Source organism: Acinetobacter sp. 22512 (assembly GCF_052044755.1).
Taxonomy (GTDB): domain Bacteria; phylum Pseudomonadota; class Gammaproteobacteria; order Pseudomonadales; family Moraxellaceae; genus Acinetobacter; species Acinetobacter pittii.
This window is the reverse complement of record NZ_JBQENP010000003.1, coordinates 25,370-42,082: the sequence shown is the minus strand read 5'-3', so window position 1 is coordinate 42,082 and position 16,713 is coordinate 25,370. Positions and strand designations below refer to the sequence as shown.

Annotated in this window: 20 protein-coding genes; 17 read left to right on the top strand and 3 right to left on the bottom strand. The window is 39.7% G+C overall.

The genetic code is table 11. The features are described from left to right. The first annotated feature begins 53 nt into the window (after positions 1 to 53). Genes pcnB through yjgA form a run of 7 tightly spaced genes read left to right on the top strand, consistent with a single transcriptional unit; the run spans position 54 to position 5,383 of the window. Complete coding sequence (pcnB, locus tag ACTJJG_RS04595; protein ID WP_032057519.1) at positions 54 to 1,517, top strand: polynucleotide adenylyltransferase PcnB; 1,464 nt, start codon at positions 54 to 56, stop codon at positions 1,515 to 1,517. Beyond that, on the top strand, positions 1,514 to 1,996 hold the full coding sequence (gene folK / locus ACTJJG_RS04590; RefSeq protein WP_069120349.1) for a 2-amino-4-hydroxy-6-hydroxymethyldihydropteridine diphosphokinase: 483 nt from the start codon (positions 1,514 to 1,516) through the stop codon (positions 1,994 to 1,996). The genes pcnB and folK overlap by 4 nt, the downstream gene beginning before the upstream one ends. A gap of 45 nt (positions 1,997 to 2,041) precedes the next feature. Next, on the top strand, positions 2,042 to 2,851 hold the full coding sequence (panB, locus tag ACTJJG_RS04585) for a 3-methyl-2-oxobutanoate hydroxymethyltransferase (protein WP_002117298.1): 810 nt from the start codon (positions 2,042 to 2,044) through the stop codon (positions 2,849 to 2,851). Positions 2,852 to 2,854: 3 nt separating this feature from the next. Beyond that, positions 2,855 to 3,703 carry a pantoate--beta-alanine ligase gene (panC, locus tag ACTJJG_RS04580; RefSeq protein ID WP_002117191.1) on the top strand — a complete coding sequence of 283 codons (849 nt, stop codon included), beginning with the start codon at positions 2,855 to 2,857 and terminating at the stop codon, positions 3,701 to 3,703. A gap of 23 nt (positions 3,704 to 3,726) precedes the next feature. Continuing rightward, entirely contained in the window at positions 3,727 to 4,578 is an 852-nt protein-coding gene (gene rapZ, locus ACTJJG_RS04575; RefSeq protein ID WP_005066272.1) for an RNase adapter RapZ, read from the top strand. Further along, complete coding sequence (locus tag ACTJJG_RS04570; RefSeq protein WP_000567533.1) at positions 4,575 to 4,844, top strand: HPr family phosphocarrier protein; 270 nt, start codon at positions 4,575 to 4,577, stop codon at positions 4,842 to 4,844. The genes rapZ and ACTJJG_RS04570 overlap by 4 nt, the downstream gene beginning before the upstream one ends. Before the next feature lie 2 nt (positions 4,845 to 4,846). Beyond that, positions 4,847 to 5,383, top strand: coding sequence for a ribosome biogenesis factor YjgA (yjgA, locus tag ACTJJG_RS04565; protein WP_032035266.1), 537 nt, complete (start codon positions 4,847 to 4,849; stop codon positions 5,381 to 5,383). Positions 5,384 to 5,429: 46 nt separating this feature from the next. On the opposite strand, the gene ACTJJG_RS04560 is transcribed toward yjgA, so the two are convergent. Continuing rightward, positions 5,430 to 7,067: an acyl-CoA synthetase gene (locus tag ACTJJG_RS04560; RefSeq protein WP_372552488.1), complete on the bottom strand. Its 1,638-nt coding sequence runs from the start codon at positions 7,065 to 7,067 to the stop codon at positions 5,430 to 5,432. A 392-nt stretch (positions 7,068 to 7,459) separates the two neighbouring features. On the opposite strand from ACTJJG_RS04560, the gene thrS reads away from it, so the two are divergent. From thrS to ACTJJG_RS04540, 4 genes are all read left to right on the top strand, one after another. After that, positions 7,460 to 9,382 carry a threonine--tRNA ligase gene (gene thrS / locus ACTJJG_RS04555; protein ID WP_002117224.1) on the top strand — a complete coding sequence of 641 codons (1,923 nt, stop codon included), beginning with the start codon at positions 7,460 to 7,462 and terminating at the stop codon, positions 9,380 to 9,382. A 5-nt stretch (positions 9,383 to 9,387) separates the two neighbouring features. Continuing rightward, positions 9,388 to 9,939: a translation initiation factor IF-3 gene (infC, locus tag ACTJJG_RS04550; RefSeq protein ID WP_075383312.1), complete on the top strand. Its 552-nt coding sequence runs from the start codon at positions 9,388 to 9,390 to the stop codon at positions 9,937 to 9,939. A gap of 228 nt (positions 9,940 to 10,167) precedes the next feature. After that, on the top strand, positions 10,168 to 10,788 hold the full coding sequence (locus ACTJJG_RS04545; RefSeq protein WP_002117212.1) for a glutathione S-transferase N-terminal domain-containing protein: 621 nt from the start codon (positions 10,168 to 10,170) through the stop codon (positions 10,786 to 10,788). Positions 10,789 to 10,841: 53 nt separating this feature from the next. Next, positions 10,842 to 11,270 carry a YqaA family protein gene (locus tag ACTJJG_RS04540; RefSeq protein ID WP_019767966.1) on the top strand — a complete coding sequence of 143 codons (429 nt, stop codon included), beginning with the start codon at positions 10,842 to 10,844 and terminating at the stop codon, positions 11,268 to 11,270. Positions 11,271 to 11,310: 40 nt separating this feature from the next. Here ACTJJG_RS04540 and nreB read toward each other — a convergent pair whose 3' ends face one another. Further along, positions 11,311 to 12,561, bottom strand: coding sequence for a nickel resistance MFS transporter NreB (nreB, locus tag ACTJJG_RS04535; protein ID WP_002117292.1), 1,251 nt, complete (start codon positions 12,559 to 12,561; stop codon positions 11,311 to 11,313). Between the two features lie 38 nt (positions 12,562 to 12,599). Here nreB and ACTJJG_RS04530 point away from each other — a divergent pair, with 38 nt between their 5' ends. The 5 genes from ACTJJG_RS04530 (at position 12,600) to ACTJJG_RS04510 (ending at position 14,575) form a co-directional block, all read left to right on the top strand. Next, a complete protein-coding gene (locus ACTJJG_RS04530; protein WP_017482380.1) occupies positions 12,600 to 12,788 on the top strand; it encodes a hypothetical protein in 189 nt (62 codons plus the stop codon). Between the two features lie 11 nt (positions 12,789 to 12,799). Beyond that, positions 12,800 to 12,994: a 50S ribosomal protein L35 gene (gene rpmI / locus ACTJJG_RS04525; RefSeq protein ID WP_002054552.1), complete on the top strand. Its 195-nt coding sequence runs from the start codon at positions 12,800 to 12,802 to the stop codon at positions 12,992 to 12,994. A gap of 11 nt (positions 12,995 to 13,005) precedes the next feature. Then, positions 13,006 to 13,365 carry a 50S ribosomal protein L20 gene (gene rplT / locus ACTJJG_RS04520; RefSeq protein ID WP_000124858.1) on the top strand — a complete coding sequence of 120 codons (360 nt, stop codon included), beginning with the start codon at positions 13,006 to 13,008 and terminating at the stop codon, positions 13,363 to 13,365. A 91-nt stretch (positions 13,366 to 13,456) separates the two neighbouring features. Then, a complete protein-coding gene (locus tag ACTJJG_RS04515; RefSeq protein ID WP_017482379.1) occupies positions 13,457 to 14,014 on the top strand; it encodes an NADAR family protein in 558 nt (185 codons plus the stop codon). Between the two features lie 57 nt (positions 14,015 to 14,071). Further along, on the top strand, positions 14,072 to 14,575 hold the full coding sequence (locus tag ACTJJG_RS04510; protein ID WP_025468544.1) for a GNAT family N-acetyltransferase: 504 nt from the start codon (positions 14,072 to 14,074) through the stop codon (positions 14,573 to 14,575). Between the two features lie 3 nt (positions 14,576 to 14,578). On the opposite strand, the gene ACTJJG_RS04505 is transcribed toward ACTJJG_RS04510, so the two are convergent. Further along, positions 14,579 to 15,571, bottom strand: a complete 993-nt coding sequence (locus tag ACTJJG_RS04505) for a hypothetical protein (protein ID WP_032070382.1) — start codon at positions 15,569 to 15,571, stop codon at positions 14,579 to 14,581. 158 nt (positions 15,572 to 15,729) lie between these two features. Here ACTJJG_RS04505 and pheS point away from each other — a divergent pair, with 158 nt between their 5' ends. Then, positions 15,730 to 16,710: a phenylalanine--tRNA ligase subunit alpha gene (gene pheS, locus ACTJJG_RS04500; protein ID WP_069120342.1), complete on the top strand. Its 981-nt coding sequence runs from the start codon at positions 15,730 to 15,732 to the stop codon at positions 16,708 to 16,710. Positions 16,711 to 16,713 lie beyond the last annotated feature (3 nt).

The following is a 16,713-nucleotide window of genomic DNA, read 5'->3' as shown; positions in this document are numbered from 1 at the left end:
CTATGATTAGCGACAACTTGTTATTTACGTCCTGACGTAGGAGACAGCGTCTTTTGCAAACCTTGCGAGCGTCAAAATGTGGTTTGTCCACAGCCCAACTTCCTTCTTCGATTTTAGATGTGATCGATAGCCTGACTAAAGCTGGCTATGAAGCTTATATTGTTGGGGGTGGTGTCCGTGATTTAATGCTAGGGCTTAATCCTAAAGATTTCGATGCAGTCACTAATGCAACACCTTCCCAGATTAAAGAAGTTTTTGGTCGACGTTGTCGAATCATTGGCCGTCGATTTGAATTAGCACATGTCTATTCAGGGCGTGAGCTTATTGAAGTTGCAACTTTCCGTGCTCCTCCAAAAAAAGCAGTCACTAGTGCTTCAGGCATGATTTTACGTGACAATAACTGGGGAACCATCGAACAAGACTTTGCTCGCCGTGACTTTTCAATCAATACGCTATATTACCAACCGCGTAAGAGTATTGTGCTTGATTTCTGCAAAGCAATTGACGATGTAAAAAATAAAACTCTACGTTTATTAGGCGATCCGGCACAGCGCTTTGAAGAAGACCCTGTGCGTATGCTGCGGACTTTACGTTTTGCAGCGAAGTTAAATTTTAAAATTGATTCAGATATTCTCGATATATTTGATGCAGAGATGACGCAACTATTGCGTGATGTTTCTCCGCATCGTTTATATGATGAATCTCAGAAGCTCTTTACAATGGGACATTTGGCGCGTGTTTTGCCAATGTTGATTGAGTTTGGTGTTTGGAAACAACTCTTTGCTGATATTCAGCCTAACCTCACTCCATTTATTTTAAGAGCAGCAAAGAATACAGATCAGCGTATTCAAGTGGGTAAAACAATTAACCCAGCATTTTTCTACGCAGTCTTATTGTGGCAACCATTTTTAGAGCGTTGTGAATTTTATTTATCTAAAGGTGTGGTACCAGCTGAAGCGCGTGCACAAGCTGGTTTAGATGTCTTAAAACGTCAGGCAACCCGCACTGTGATTCCTCGTTTTGCAGAAACTTTTATTCGTGAAGTTTGGGAAATGCAGACCCGTTTGCTTAACCCGAAACCACAGCAAATTGAAGCATTGGCTGGACATGCGCGTTTCCGTGCTGGTTTTGACTTCTTGTTACTTCGTGAAAAGTCAGGTGATGACACAACACAGGGGATGGGAAGCTGGTGGGAAGCCTACCAAGAAATGTCGAATGACGAAAAAGAAGCTGCAATTAGCCAGTACAATCGTCAGAAAGCTAGAAACCGTCGTAAAGCCGTTGCTGAACCTGTTGAAAACAATAAAGTTGAGACGGAAATCGAACCTTTGGTTGATATTCCTGAACCACGCAGCCGTCGTGGGAAAAAAGAACGTGCTCGACAAGAACAATCGATGGGTCGTTTCGTTGAAAAAGCCTCTGCTACAGAAACTGGGGTGATGAGCGACCATCCGATTTTGAAGCGTAAGCGTGTACAACGCGATTTAAGCCAAGTTATTTTTGGGCCAACGCAATGACAACGAAGACCTATATTGGTTTAGGAAGTAATTTGGGTGATTCACGCCAAATCTTATCTGAAGCCATTGCTAAGCTTAAAACTTTAGGTGGAGTGAAAGTTTCTAAACTTTATCAAAGTCCACCTATGGGTCCTCAAGATCAACCAAATTATTTAAATGCAGTTGCAGAGCTAAATACCGATCTCACTCCTTTAGATTTGTTAGATCAGTTACAGCGATTTGAGCAAGAAGCTGGTCGTGTACGCCTTCGTCGTTGGGGAGAGCGTACCTTAGATCTGGATTTGCTTATATATGGTGATGAAAAAATTCAAAATGAGCGCTTAACTGTGCCACACATTGGAATTATAGAGCGAGATTTCGTTGTAATTCCTTTATTAGATTTAGACGCTGATTTACATATTAACGATCAGCCACTTAAAAATTTAGAACTCATACAGCAGCCCACGCTGACTGTACTTGCTGATGAGTCTTGGGCTTAGAGCCTGACTTATTACGTTCTGCAAACTCCTGTAGAGGATACCATCATGATTAGTCTAAGTGACTTAAGAAAATTTAAAGCCGAAGGACGTAAGTTCTCTTGTCTAACTTGTTACGATGCGAGTATGGCAAAAGCAATGGAACTTGCTGAAATTGATACAATCTTAATTGGTGATTCTCTTGGAATGGCAATTCAAGGTCGTGACTCAACTTTACCTGTAACTGTTGAGGACATGGCTTATCATACGGCGGCGGTGCGTCGTGGTAACCAGCATGCTTTGATTATGACTGACTTACCATTTATGAGTTATGCCACCTTAAATGATGCTTTGCAAAACGCAAGAACAGTTATGCAAGCTGGTGCTCAGATGATCAAAATCGAAGGCGGCGCTTGGCTAAGTGAAACTGTACAAGTGTTAACTCGTAATGGTGTACCTGTGTGCGTACATTTAGGTTTAACTCCTCAATCTGTACACGTATTTGGTGGTTACAAATTACAAGCTAAAACACGTGAAGCAGCTGATCAACTTATTGCTGACTGTACGGCAGTGGTTGAAGCAGGCGCGGCAGTCCTATTGCTTGAATGTGTTCCTGCTCAGTTGGGACAAGAAATTGCTGAGTTATTTCCAAATACACCTGTGATTGGTATTGGTGCGGGTAATGCGACTGATGGTCAGGTACTTGTAGTACAGGATATGTTGGGTTTAACTTTTGGTCGAGTTGCGCGTTTTGTCCGTAACTTTATGAAAGAACAATCTGGCGAAACAGCAATCCTAGACGCTTTTAAAGCTTTTCATGCTGCTGTGCAGGACCAGTCATTTCCAGCCAAAGAACATACTTTCCACGTTGAGCTGTAATTCATGAAAACAGAAACCACCATACAAGGTCTTGCAGCTTCTTTAAATCCTGCTAGAGCTGCGCGTAAAATTATTGGTTTTGTCCCAACAATGGGAAATCTACATGAAGGACATCTCACACTTGTTCGTGAAGCGAAAAAGTTATGTGATGTTGTGGTTGTTAGTATCTTCGTAAACCCAACTCAATTTGGACCGGGTGAAGATTTTGATAACTATCCTCGTACTTTAGAACAAGATAGTCGTCTATTAGCTGATGTAGGTTGTGACATTATTTTTGCACCATCAGTTGAGCAAATGTACGGTACTCAGCCACGTTTAACCAACATAAGTGTCAGCCAAATTACCGATGCTTTATGTGGTAGTTCACGTCCTGGGCATTTTGATGGCGTAGCTTTGGTGGTCACTAAACTCTTTAATATTGTACAACCTAACTATGCTTTCTTTGGTCAAAAAGATTACCAGCAGTTAGCAGTGATTCGTCAGTTTGTACAAGACTTAAATATCCCGCTAGAAGTAATTGGTGTGCCAATTGTTCGTGCAGCAGATGGCTTGGCTCTTAGTTCAAGAAATGGTTATTTAAGTCCAGAGCAACGTCAGGTCGCTCCGGTTATTTATCAAAGTTTAAAGCAAGCTGAGCAGCAGTTACATCAAGGCAAAGATTTACAACAAGTTTTAGAAGATATCAAAACTCAGTTGACAGATAATGGGTTTGTTGTGGATTATGTCGAAGCTCGTCAGTCAAATCTGTTACCTGCTACTCAGTTTGATCGTGATATTGTGTTGTTCATCGCGGCAAAATTGGGTGCAACTCGTTTGATTGATAATTTAGAAGTTGCCTTTACACCCCAATAAACAGATCAAAGGACAGCCATGCCATGAAGCGTATACTTATCGTGACAGGACAGTCTGGTTCAGGAAAATCTTCGGCTCTCCAAGTGTTAGAAGATTTGGGCTATTACTGTATTGATAATTTGCCTTTGGCATTGCTGCCCGAAATTGTGGCAAAGCTAGATCATGAAAATAATCTAGAGCAGTTGGCATTAGGTGTGGATGTTCGAAGCACTCGTGCAGATATGCAAGAGTTCGATCATGTTTTTGAGCAACTACAAAAACATGGCACAGTTGATGTGATTTATCTGACTACGCAAGATCAGGATTTGATCGCACGTTTTAGTGCATCACGTCGTCCGCATCCATTGGCCAATCGTTTTAAAAGTCTGTTGCAATGTATTCATGAAGAAAAGCAGTTACTGCTGCCAATTCAGTTCCGCGCTACGGTTCATATTGATACAACAGATAAAAGTGTTCATGATCTAAAGCATATTTTACTGTCTAAATTGGGGCAGTCGGATAAGCTTATCGTGATATTGCAGTCATTTGGATATAAACATGGCATTCCTTTAGATGCTGATTATGTTTTTGATGTACGGCATTTACCAAATCCGCATTGGGATTTAGAATTGAGACGTTTTTCTGGTTTGGATGAGCCAGTAAGACAATTTTTAGAAGCAAGTCCGCAAGCAAACGAAATGTTTGATGATATTCTTCACTTCTTAAAAAAATGGCTTCCAGCATTTGCTGAAGGACATCGTCACTATATGACGATTTCTATTGGTTGTACTGGCGGTCAACATCGTTCCGTTTATATCGTAGATAGACTAAAACAAGCACTTGAGGCAGAATGGTCTGTTCAGGTCTTACACAGAGAAATGAAGCACTGGTCATGATAGACACAACTGTTGATGTAATTAATAAACTCGGTTTACATGCTCGTGCATCAGGAAAACTGATAGAGGTCACTACAAAATTTCGTTCGTCGATCCAAATTGGAAAAGGCGATCATTTAGTAGATGCAAAAAATATTATGTCTTTGCTGATGTTAGGTGCAGGTAAAGGGACCACTTTACGATTGGTCATTGATGGTACCGACGAAGAGCAGGCATTAAATGAAGTACAGGCGTTATTCGCCGCAAAATTTTATGAGGCAGATTAATCGTGGCACGTCGTCCCCAACGTTATACTGAAGAAGATTTTGGCTCTTTAGAAGGACGTGCAAGTAAGACAGAGCAGAAAAAAGCAGTTCAACGTATGGCTGCTTTAGGTGAGCAATTAGCACAACTTTCTGTTAAACAGATTCAAAAACTCCCAGTTGATGAACGTTTAATTGATGCGTTAATGGAAGTACAGAACATTAGTTCTTTTGAAGCTCGTCGTCGTCAGTTTCAACGTATTGGTAAATTATTGCGTAATGAAGATGAGACCGTTATTTTGTCTTATCTAACTCCGCAGCAAGGCGCAAAAAAGCAGGCTCAATTGATGCGTTGGGTTGATCGTATGATCGAACAAGGCGACCCTGCAATTAATGAATTTAGTAAAATTTATAATGCTTCGGAACGTCACACCTTGCGTCAGCATGTGTTGAGAATCAACCGTGATAAGAGTCAGCAAGTGAGTGAAGCAGAGCTTGAGGTATCAAAAGGTAAATTTGTAAACTATGTACAGCAAATTGCCCTATTGTCTGATCAAGGCTAAATGCTCTTCTATAAAAAAGCGACGCTCAAGGCGTCGCTTTTTTTATTTATACATTTTCAGCCCGTTCTCTTGCCCATTCACGCAAGATAAATTTCTGTAATTTACCTGTCGATGTTTTCGGAATTTCTGTAATAACCACATCTTTAGGCACTTTAAAGCGCGCTAATTCTTTTTGGCAGTGTGCAATAATTTCTTCAGGTGTTGCTGTAGCACCCATCTTTAGCTCAATAAATGCGCATGGTACTTCTTGCCAACGTGCATCGGGTTTGGCGACTACCGCAGCGGTTAATACAGCAGGATGTTTATATAAAACATCCTCTACTTCTAAAGATGAAATATTTTCTCCACCGGAAATAATGATGTCCTTCGAGCGATCAGTAATTTTTGCATAACCATCTGGGTGACAAACGGCTAGGTCGCCTGTGTGAAACCATCCGCCAGCAAAGGCTTCTTGAGTCGCTTTAGGGTTCTTTAAATAGCCTTTCATGACAATATTACCACGGAACATGATTTCTCCCATGGTTTGACCATCATTAGGCACAGGTTCCATAGTCTCGGGATCTAACACACGCATGCTGTCTTGCAACGGGTAGGGTACGCCTTGACGGGAATGAAGTTGGGCTTGTTCAGCAATTGATAGTTCATTCCATCCAGATTGAGAAGCGCATAGTGCAGAAGGTCCATAAGTTTCTGTTAGGCCATATACATGGTTTACGTTAATCCCCATGTTTCGCATCCCTTCAATAATGGCAACAGGTGGAGCTGCCCCAGCAACCATGACTTCAACATGATGATCAAAGCTCGTATGTTTTTCTTTAGTTAAGTTAAGAATCATTGAAAGAACAATAGGCGCACCACAGAAATAATCAACTTTATGTGCTGCAATCAATTGCATGACTAATTCTGGATCGACTTTGCGTAAACAAATATTGGTTCCACCACTTGCTGCTATGCTCCACGCAAAACACCAGCCATTACAATGAAAGAGGGGTAGTGTCCATAAATACACAGCACGCGGTTTCATTCCACAAGCCAAGATATTGCTTGCAGCATTAAGATAAGCCCCACGATGATGATAGACTACACCTTTAGGATTACCTGTAGTTCCAGATGTGTAATTTAAGCTAATCGCATCCCATTCATCTACTGGTAAATGCCAAGAGAAGTTAATGTCGCCTTGAGCGATCCATTCTTCATATTCAAAAGAACCTAAAAACTGATTTTCACCTTCATATTCTGTATCGGCTACATCAATTACAATAATGTGCTGGTTAGGAATAAGTGAGAGGGCTTCTCTTGCCAAATTCACAAATTCAGGATCAACCAACAGCACTTTACTTTCAGCATGTTCCAACATGAAAGCGATTGTTTTTGCATCTAAACGTGTATTGAGGGTATTAAGTACCGCACCCGCCATAGGAACTGCAAAATGTGCTTCAATCATGGCTGGAATATTTGGCAATAAGACAGATACCGTATCATTTTTCTCAATTCCCAGTTGCTTGAGCTGAGATGCAAATTGACAGCAGCGCTGATAAGTTTCTTTCCATGAAATTTGACGCTTACCATGAATAATTGAAGCTTGATCTGGGTAAATATAAGCCGCACGCTCTAAGTAGCGTAGAGGTGATAACGCAACAAAGTTTGCGGGTGTGCGTGGTAACTCATCATAAGCACTAACCATGTGAAACAACTCCGTGTTCTATTTTTAATTCATTCTTTGAACATATGATTTAATATTAATCAAAGCATCTATGCTTTAGTCTTAAAGAGCGATACCCTCCAGTCAAAAAATGAGCAGAAATGCTATTTTCTTCATCTTAAACCACTTGTGTTAAACATGTTTAAAAATCATCTCAATATATTTTTAAGTCATTTATTGCTGTTTACGCGATAAGCAAAATGTATTTATGATTTTATGGACTCAAAGGTTTTCACATTGCTTGAACAAGTGTAAAATCTTTCAGGTTTTTTAACTTTGATTTACACCGTTTTTATATTTTGAGGTTCGCCTCGATCATAATCTCGCGGTGAAATGCTCCTTCGTATAGGGCATCACTCCTTAAGGATTTTTTTATGCCAATTATCACATTGCCAAATGGCGATCAAAAGAGTTTTGATCACGCTGTATCTGTTATGGAAGTTGCCCAAAGTATTGGGCCTGGTCTAGCAAAAAATACTGTTGCTGGCCGTGTAAATGATCGCTTAGTTGATGCATGTGACTTAATTACCGAAGATTCGACCTTACAAATTATCACTCCAAAAGATGAGGAAGGTCTTGAAATTATTCGCCACTCTTGTGCACACCTTGTAGGGCATGCTGTTAAACAGCTTTTCCCGGAAGCCAAGATGGTGATTGGTCCAGTCATTGAAGAAGGTTTTTACTACGACATCTGGATGCCACGTCCTTTTACATTAGATGATATGGCAGCTATCGAAGAGCGCATGAAAAAGCTCATCGATCAAGATTATGATGTCGTTAAAAAAATGACACCACGTGATGAAGTTATTGCTGAATTTACTGCGCGTGGCGAAGAATATAAATTACGCTTGATTGCAGACATGCCTGAAGAAACACAAATGGGCTTGTACTACCATCAAGATTATTTGGATATGTGTCGTGGTCCACACGTACCGAATACCAAATTCTTAAAATCGTTCAAGCTCACTAAAATCTCTGGTGCATACTGGCGTGGTGATGCGAAGAACGAACAGCTTCAACGTATTTATGGTACAGCTTGGGCAGACAAAAAACAGCTCGCTGCATACATCAAACGTATCGAAGAAGCTGAAAAGCGTGACCATCGTAAAATTGGTAAAGCTTTAGATTTGTTCCATATGCAAGAAGAAGCACCGGGTATGGTGTTCTGGCATCCAAATGGCTGGACTATTTACCAAGTACTTGAACAATACATGCGTAAAGTTCAGCAAGACAACGGTTACCTTGAGATTAAAACACCACAAATTGTAGACTTTACATTGTGGGAAAAATCAGGACATGCGGCGAACTATGCTGACAACATGTTTACGACTCATTCTGAGAATCGTAACTATGCAGTTAAGCCAATGAACTGCCCATGTCACGTGCAAGTTTTCAACCAAGGTTTGAAGTCTTACCGTGATCTACCGATTCGTTTAGCAGAGTTTGGTTCTTGTCATCGTAACGAACCATCAGGTTCTTTACACGGCATTATGCGTGTACGTGGTTTTACACAAGATGACGCGCACATCTTCTGTACTAAAGAACAGATCGGTCAAGAAGTTGCAGACTTTATTAAGCTGACTTTAGAAGTTTATAAAGATTTTGGTTTTGAAGAAGTGCAAATGAAACTTTCTACACGTCCAGAAAAACGTGTGGGTGATGATGCACTTTGGGATATGGCTGAAAAATCTTTAGCAGATGCTTTAGATGCAGCGGGTCTCGAATGGGAATTACAACCTGGTGAAGGCGCGTTCTACGGTCCGAAAATTGAATTCTCATTGAAAGACTGTCTCGGACGTGTATGGCAGTGTGGTACTATTCAGTGTGACTTCAACTTGCCAGAACGCTTAGATGCGTCTTATGTGACTGAAGACAATGATCGTGATCAGCCTGTGATGTTGCATCGTGCAATTCTTGGCAGTTTTGAGCGTTTTATTGGTATACTAATTGAACACTACGCTGGTTTCATGCCACCTTGGTTGTCGCCGTTACAAGCATGTGTCATGAATATTACGGACTCTCAAGCTGAAGCTTGTGAGAAAGTCGTAGCAAAACTCAAAGAAAATGGCCTTCGTGCTATTTCTGACTTGAGAAATGAAAAAATCGGATTTAAGATTCGTGAGCGTACTCTAGAGCGTATTCCTTACCTATTAGTTCTTGGTGATCGAGAAGTTGAAGAAGGTACAGTGAATGTGCGTACCCGCTCAGGAAAAAATTTAGGTACTATGTCAGTAGATGCATTCATTGACTTAGTGAAGTCTGCCGTCGCCGAACGTGGCCGGTATATTGTGGAGTAAGAAAGATTAAACAGCCTGACCGTAACCAACAACAAGGTGCAAAAAGCAACCGTCCAGCAATTAACGACGAGATCCGTGCAAAAGAAGTACGCCTCGTTGGTGCTGACGGTGAGCAAAAAGGAATTGTTTCATTAAATGAAGCACTGCGCGCTGCTGAAGAGGCAGATCTTGACCTAGTTGAGATCGTTGCAAACGCCGAGCCGCCTGTTTGTAAAATTATGGATTACAACAAGCACTTGTTTGACCTTAAGCAGAAGCAAAAAGATGCGAAGAAAAAACAGCATCAAGTGCAAGTGAAGGAAATCAAACTGCGCCCTGCAACTGATGTTGGTGATTATCAAGTTAAGCTTCGTGCTATTTTGAAATTCCTTGAAGAAGGAAACAAAGTGAAAATCACTTTACGTTTCCGTGGTCGTGAAATGGCTCACCAACAACTTGGCTTAGCTCAATTACAAAAAATTGAAGCTGATGTTGCTGAGTTTGGGGTTGTGGAACAAGCACCTAAAATGGAAGGCCGTCAAATGGGTATGTTACTTGGACCTAAAAAGAAAAAGTAATACTCAAAAAAAGCACTGCAAAAGCAGTGCTTTTTTATATCCTTATCATAATAAAAAAGATGATTTAATTTTCTCTGTTCAGTTTTATTTAAGACAATTGCTATATCTTTTAAAAGAAATTCAATTCTTGAATTTTATGTATTTTTTAGTGTTGGAAATCTCATCGCCTCTCTTAAAACATGCTATAACGCAAGACGCAGTCATGATAACGATGAATAGGAAAATAGAATGATTGATCTATATTATTGGGGAACTCCCAATGGACATAAAATCACAATTGCCTTAGAAGAAATGGGACTGGACTACACTCTTTACCCAATCAATATTTTAGAAAATGATCAATTTCAACCAGACTTTCTGAGAATTTCTCCAAATAATAAAATTCCGGCAATTGTTGACCAAGATGGACCTCGTGGTGAGCCAATTTCAATATTTGAATCAGGCGCGATCTTGCAATATCTAGGTCGAAAAACTGGATTATTTTATCCAACTGATGAGCAAGAGCGAGTTGAAGTTGAACAATGGCTCATGTGGCAAATGGGTGGGCTAGGGCCTATGCTAGGGCAGAACCATCATTTTAACCGTTTTGCACCAGAAAAAATTCCATACGCTATAGACCGCTATGTAAATGAGACTAAGCGCTTATATGGTGTGCTGAATAAGCAGCTCATTGGCCAGAAGTTTGTTGCAGGTGAATACTCGATTGCTGATATGGCAATTTTACCTTGGATTTTGCGCTATGAATGGCAAGGTATTCAGTTAGAGGATTATCCTTATGTACAAGAATATATTGTTCGCTTGACGGCACGTCCTGCGGTACAAAAAGCACTATCAATTAAAGTCATCTAACTTTTATTGGTCGCGTAATGAATAAAGTGAAAGGTGATTTGGTCTAATTTAATATGCTAAGTTACTTTTTACTTTTTTTGAGCGCGTTTGGGGCGGCTACATTATTACCGTTACAATCAGAAGCTGTACTCGCCACCTTATTATTAAAAAAAGAATATTCTGCTTTTCTTCTAATTTCTTTCGCCACTTTCGGAAACGTACTGGGCTCGTGTGTGAACTGGTGGCTTGGTTTAAAAATAGAGCACTTTAAACACAAAAAGTGGTTTCCTGTTTCTGAAAAGCGTTTAGAGCAAGCTCAAAGCTTTTATCATAAGTATGGGTTTTATTCGCTGTTGCTAAGTTGGACACCTGTGATTGGTGACCCAATTACTTTAGTTGCAGGTTTATTCAAAGAAAATTTTTGGCGCTTTTTAATTATCGTTTTGATTGCTAAAGCAGGGCGTTATATTTTTATTTATTGGGTAATTACAGGTTTTATTTAAAATAAAAGCATCCGAAGATGCTTTTAATAAAATGGTCTAACTAGTCTTCTGAGCTTTTGGTAATATCGACTTTAAATAGATCATTGGTTTTTAGCCAACAGAAGGTGACCACTGCAAGTGTCATACAACCCCCAAAAATAGTGGCTGCAATTGTTCCTAAATATTTGGCTGCTAAACCTGACTCAAATGCACCAAGCTCATTACTTGATGAAACGAACATTCCGTTTACAGCAGCAACGCGACCACGCATATTTTCTGGTGGAAAAATTTGCAAAATGGTTTGTCTAACCACAACTGAAATACTGTCACAAGCGCCTGTCATAGCCAACGCAAATAGTGATAACCACATGTTGTTTGAGAATGCGAAAAGAATCGTGAAAACACCAAATCCTGCAACAGCAAGTAGCATGTTACGCCATGCATGTTGAGTTGGCGGGAAGCGAGTCAAAGCAATCATAGTGACGAGCGCTCCAATAGATGGCGCCGCACGCAAATATCCCAGTCCTTCTGGGCCGACTTTTAAGATATCTTCTGCAAAAATTGGCAATAATGCGATGACTCCACCAAATAAAACAGAAGCTAAATCAAGAGAAATTGCCCAAAGAACAATTTTAGTTTTCCAGATAAAACGGAATCCATCTCCTAAACTTTCTAAAACATTAGCAGTTTCAATTTTAGGAAAAGTACGCTTATGCAATAGGTTAATTAAGATGAAACAAATACCAAGTAAAACCGCAACACTAAATAGACTTGTTTCTCGGCCTAAATAGGCAAGCATGAAACCACCAAGCATTGGCCCGATAATTACTCCACTTTGCCAACCGATTGTCGTCCATGTTGCACCATTTGCATACAGTTCACGAGGTATCAAAAATGGTTTTAAAGACGTTGCAGAGGGATTATAAAACCCACGTATAGTACCTAAGCCAAAAATAACAGCATAAATACCCCAAGAAAGGAAATTTACGCTGATATGACCTAACCCATGCAGATGGAACAGCGACCACAGCACTAAAGGAAGAGGAACCGAGAAAAACAAACAGATTTTCATAATAATCTGTTTATTAAATCTATCTGCAAAATAGCCACCCCAAAGCGATAGGGCAATAAATGGAATGGCTTCTGCTAATCCAATTAAGCCTAAAGTTAGAGGATCTTTGGTAATTTGATAAAGTGAATAAGCAACAATAATTTCTTGAATCAAAATTGCTAACGTTAAGCAAAATTGATTAATCGTAACAATTGAGAAATCTCTGTAGCGTAAGGCTGCAAATGCATCATGTTTCTGCATTAGAAATATCGTATGTTGATAATTTGATCGTATTATAAATGGAAAAAAGCATAGGCGCTTTATTTATTATTGATATTGCTGACAAGGTTGAATTTGGAAAAGTCTTTCTTGCAACCATAAAAACAGTAACTAATAGTTTTAATTTTGCTCAGGTTGCTATAAAATACGCGCTTCCTTACCTGCAGGTCGATTTTGCAATGGTGCAATCGCGCCGAACAGGTGCCTAAAAGAGGTTACTATGGCTAAGTTAAAAACTCGCCGTGGTGCAGCTAAACGCTTCAAAGCGACTGCAAACGGTTTTAAGCGTAAACAAGCGTTCAAGCGCCACATCTTGACCAAAAAATCTGCTAAACGTATCCGTCAATTACGCGGCTGTGTAATGGTTCATGTTTCTGACATGAATTCAGTTCGTCGTATGTGCCCATACATCTAAGGAGATTATAAATGGCTCGTGTAAAACGTGGTGTAGTGGCTCATCGTCGTCACAAAAAAATTCTTGCTCGCGCTAAAGGTTACTACGGTGCTCGTTCACGCGTTTACCGCGTAGCATTCCAAGCGGTAATCAAAGCTGGTCAATACGCTTACCGTGACCGCCGTCAAAAGAAACGTCAATTCCGTGCTCTATGGATTGCGCGTATCAATGCTGGTGCTCGTCAAAACGGTTTGTCTTACAGCCGTATGATCGATGGCTTGAAAAAAGCTCAAGTGATCATCGACCGTCGCGTATTAGCTGACATCGCTATGCATGATGCAGTAGCATTTGCTGCTTTAGCTGAAAAAGCTAAAGGTGCATTAGCTGCATAAGCTTAGAGATTTAAAGAAAGACCGCTTTTTAGCGGTCTTTTTTATTTTTAGCGGTTCTATTTTAAAAAGAGATAACAATCAGAGATAAAAGATGAAAGACGAAAAATTTCTTAATGATTTAATTAAAAAAGTACAGCAAGGTCACCAGTTCAAATATTTATATTTCTGGGGGCATACTCCTAAGAAAGCTGATCTTGTTGATAAGAGTTGTTTTAGCCAGTGGTTTCCTGCGCAATTTGAAGTAGAGAGTATCGAGTACTTTACTGCTGAGCACTATATGATGGCGCAAAAAGCAAAAATATTTAATGATGAAGAAATTTTTGCACGGATTTTGCAAGTTAAACATCCTAATGAGGCGAAACAACTAGGTCGCAAAGTACGTAATTATGAGGAACAGATATGGCAAGAAAAACGGTTTGATATTGTCGTACAGGCGAATTTTGCCAAATTCTCACAGCATCCTGAGTTGAAGAAATTCTTATTAGCAACGAAAGACCGTATTTTAGTTGAAGCATCTCCAGTCGATAAAATTTGGGGAATTGGTATGGCGCAGGACCATCCATATATTCAAGATCCATCTCTATGGCAAGGACTAAATTTGTTGGGTTTTGCTTTAATGCATGTTCGAGAGCTACTTTTAACTGAGTAGGTTGGTGTGAGACCAATCAATGCTTCACTTTAAAAGTAGTGACGTGAGGGAAGTAAATTGAAATCATTAAATGATATGGATATTCGTATAGCATCACTCAAGGATGCATTATCTATTGCAGAAGTACATATACAGGGGTGGAAAGAAACCTATACAGGTATAATTAAGCAAGAAATATTAGATGAGCTTAAAATCCTAGATAAGGAGTTATTATGGAAAGAAATAGCAAAAAGCCCTGATCATAAGTTATTTGTCTATACTGAAAATGGGGCAGTGAAAGGCTTTCTCGATGGTTATTTAAACCCAGAAAATAATATTGCTGAAATTATGGCTTTTTATCTTTTAAAAGAAGTTCAAAAGCAAGGCATGGGACGTGAGTTATTTCAAAAGTTCTACCAATGCGCTTTAAATCAAGGATACAGTTTTATTCGCTTAGAAGTTTTTAATAAAAATCCAAGTCGTTTCTTCTACGAAAAAATGGGAGCTAAATTAATTGGGGAAACCGAACTACTTGAGTTCGGTCCCGAAATAACAGAGTTACTTTATCAATGGGAACTCTAATCTTTAAAGTCCAAAATAATAAGCCAAAGCACAAATAATAATCGTTAGAATAACCAGTTTAATAACGCCTGAACCAGTGCCTTTATGGTGCTGAGACTTGAGATGCTGTGGATTTTCATTTGATTGCTCAAATGGAGATGCTTTAACTACAGGCACCATCTGAGCTGTCTGATAATGGTTGGCAACTTTCACAATAAGCTTGGCAAACAAATCATCAGTTTTTTGTGTAAAGTTTCTTAAATTGATGAGTTGCTCTTGGTCTAGTTCTTCTCCCAAAGGATCATTTGCAATACGTTTCTTTTGTTCTAAGTAGTCAGCTAATGCTTGAGTGCGAGATAAAAGTTGATGGGCATAATCTGCGGGATAATTCTCTGGAATTAATGCAAGTTTTGGCTCTAAGCTTTTAATATTTGTACCATCAAAAAGAGCATTTTGAAGTTCTGGCTCCTCAAAGCCTGCTGCATATTTACTATGAAATAATTCACTATCCATAAAATCAGCTATTTCTTGCCATGGCGGATTTTTTAAATCAGCTTCAATTTTTTTTGATAATTTTTCATTGAGTTCAAAACGCCAGAAAGTTTCTAAACGAAGCTCACAGGTTTGTGAAGCAGGAGCTTCAAACTCATTATCATTGTTATACCATTCGGCAAGCTCATGGCCAAAAATCCAAGCAAATTTCTTATCATTTTGATGGGTCACGATAAAATGAGTATAAGGTAAGAGCTCGACATTGCTATTTGGATTTTGTTCTTCATTGAGAAGGCTTGATAAATGTAAGCTGAGCTTTGAGGTACCTTGTTTTTTTAATGCTTCTAGCCAAACTTGGAAGTGTTGGGCCAACAAATGTTGAGAAGTTAAGTCACGAAACTGAAAACTATGATGGTCGAAAATATGATGTTGTCGCCATTGGTTAAAGCTTAAATTCTGACGGAGGTATTCATTACCATATGTCACAAGCGTAAGTTGTTGTTTCCAAATCTGATTAAGCGCCATAATAGTTGATCTCATTGACGATACTACTATCTTATACGTTTTATCTTTTTGTTGCCTAATACATTTTTCATGATGGATAAACTTCATCAATTCAATGAAAAACTGTTAGAATGCAGTGTTTTATTATATTTTTTAAATTTGTTGCTTTGAGAGTTAATATGTCACTGGAAGCCCTGAACACAGAAGCGCTTGCTGCCATTGCAGCAGCTCAAGACCTTGTTGCACTTGATCAGGTGCGTGTGCAATTTACAGGGAAAAAAAGCCAGCTTGCAGAACAATCGAAAGCATTAGGGAAAATGGACCCTGAAGAACGCAAAGTACAAGGTGCTGCGATTCATGCTGTTCGAGAAACAATTAATACTGCATTAACAGAACGTCAAGCGGCACTACAACAGGCAGCACTTGCACAAAAGCTAGCAAGTGAAACGATTGATATTACATTGCCGGGCCGTGGTCAACGTATTGGTACAGTTCATCCTGTTACTCAGGTACAAGAGCGAATTTGTCAGTTCTTCACTAAAGCTGGTTTTACAGTTGCAACCGGTCCAGAAGTTGAAGATGACTATCACAATTTCGAAGCATTAAATATTCCTGGTCACCATCCGGCACGTGCTATGCACGATACTTTCTACTTTGATGCTACTCACTTGCTACGTACGCATACCTCTGGGGTACAGATTCGTACAATGGAGACGAGTGAGCCGCCAATTCGTATCGTATGCCCTGGCCGTGTTTACCGTTGTGATTCGGATCAAACGCATTCACCAATGTTCCACCAGATCGAAGGCTTATATGTTGCTGAGAACACAAGCTTTGCTGAATTAAAAGGTTTATTGATTAACCTACTGAATGAATTTTTTGAGAAAGATTTAAAAGTACGTTTCCGTCCTTCATATTTCCCATTTACAGAGCCTAGTGCAGAAGTAGATATCATGGATGAGCGTGGACGTTGGTTAGAAGTTTTAGGCTGTGGCATGGTACATCCAAATGTATTGCGTGCTGCGGGTATTGATCCTGATAAATACAAAGGCTTTGCTTTTGGTTTAGGGGTAGAGCGTTTTGCAATGTTGCGTTATGGCATTAATGATTTGCGTATGTTCTATCAAAATGATGTGCGTTTCTTACGCCAATTTGCCTAACAT

Coding starts and splice junctions, on each gene's coding strand:
- folK (WP_069120349.1), top strand. CDS start 1,514: ATGACAACGAAGACCTATATTGGTTTAGGAAGTAATTTGGGTGATTCA.
- panB (WP_002117298.1), top strand. CDS start 2,042: ATGATTAGTCTAAGTGACTTAAGAAAATTTAAAGCCGAAGGACGTAAG.
- panC (WP_002117191.1), top strand. CDS start 2,855: ATGAAAACAGAAACCACCATACAAGGTCTTGCAGCTTCTTTAAATCCT.
- rapZ (WP_005066272.1), top strand. CDS start 3,727: ATGAAGCGTATACTTATCGTGACAGGACAGTCTGGTTCAGGAAAATCT.
- ACTJJG_RS04570 (WP_000567533.1), top strand. CDS start 4,575: ATGATAGACACAACTGTTGATGTAATTAATAAACTCGGTTTACATGCT.
- ACTJJG_RS04560 (WP_372552488.1), bottom strand. CDS start 7,067: ATGGTTAGTGCTTATGATGAGTTACCACGCACACCCGCAAACTTTGTT.
- thrS (WP_002117224.1), top strand. CDS start 7,460: ATGCCAATTATCACATTGCCAAATGGCGATCAAAAGAGTTTTGATCAC.
- ACTJJG_RS04545 (WP_002117212.1), top strand. CDS start 10,168: ATGATTGATCTATATTATTGGGGAACTCCCAATGGACATAAAATCACA.
- ACTJJG_RS04540 (WP_019767966.1), top strand. CDS start 10,842: ATGCTAAGTTACTTTTTACTTTTTTTGAGCGCGTTTGGGGCGGCTACA.
- nreB (WP_002117292.1), bottom strand. CDS start 12,561: ATGCAGAAACATGATGCATTTGCAGCCTTACGCTACAGAGATTTCTCA.
- ACTJJG_RS04530 (WP_017482380.1), top strand. CDS start 12,600: ATGGAAAAAAGCATAGGCGCTTTATTTATTATTGATATTGCTGACAAG.
- rpmI (WP_002054552.1), top strand. CDS start 12,800: ATGGCTAAGTTAAAAACTCGCCGTGGTGCAGCTAAACGCTTCAAAGCG.
- rplT (WP_000124858.1), top strand. CDS start 13,006: ATGGCTCGTGTAAAACGTGGTGTAGTGGCTCATCGTCGTCACAAAAAA.
- ACTJJG_RS04515 (WP_017482379.1), top strand. CDS start 13,457: ATGAAAGACGAAAAATTTCTTAATGATTTAATTAAAAAAGTACAGCAA.
- ACTJJG_RS04505 (WP_032070382.1), bottom strand. CDS start 15,571: ATGGCGCTTAATCAGATTTGGAAACAACAACTTACGCTTGTGACATAT.
- pheS (WP_069120342.1), top strand. CDS start 15,730: ATGTCACTGGAAGCCCTGAACACAGAAGCGCTTGCTGCCATTGCAGCA.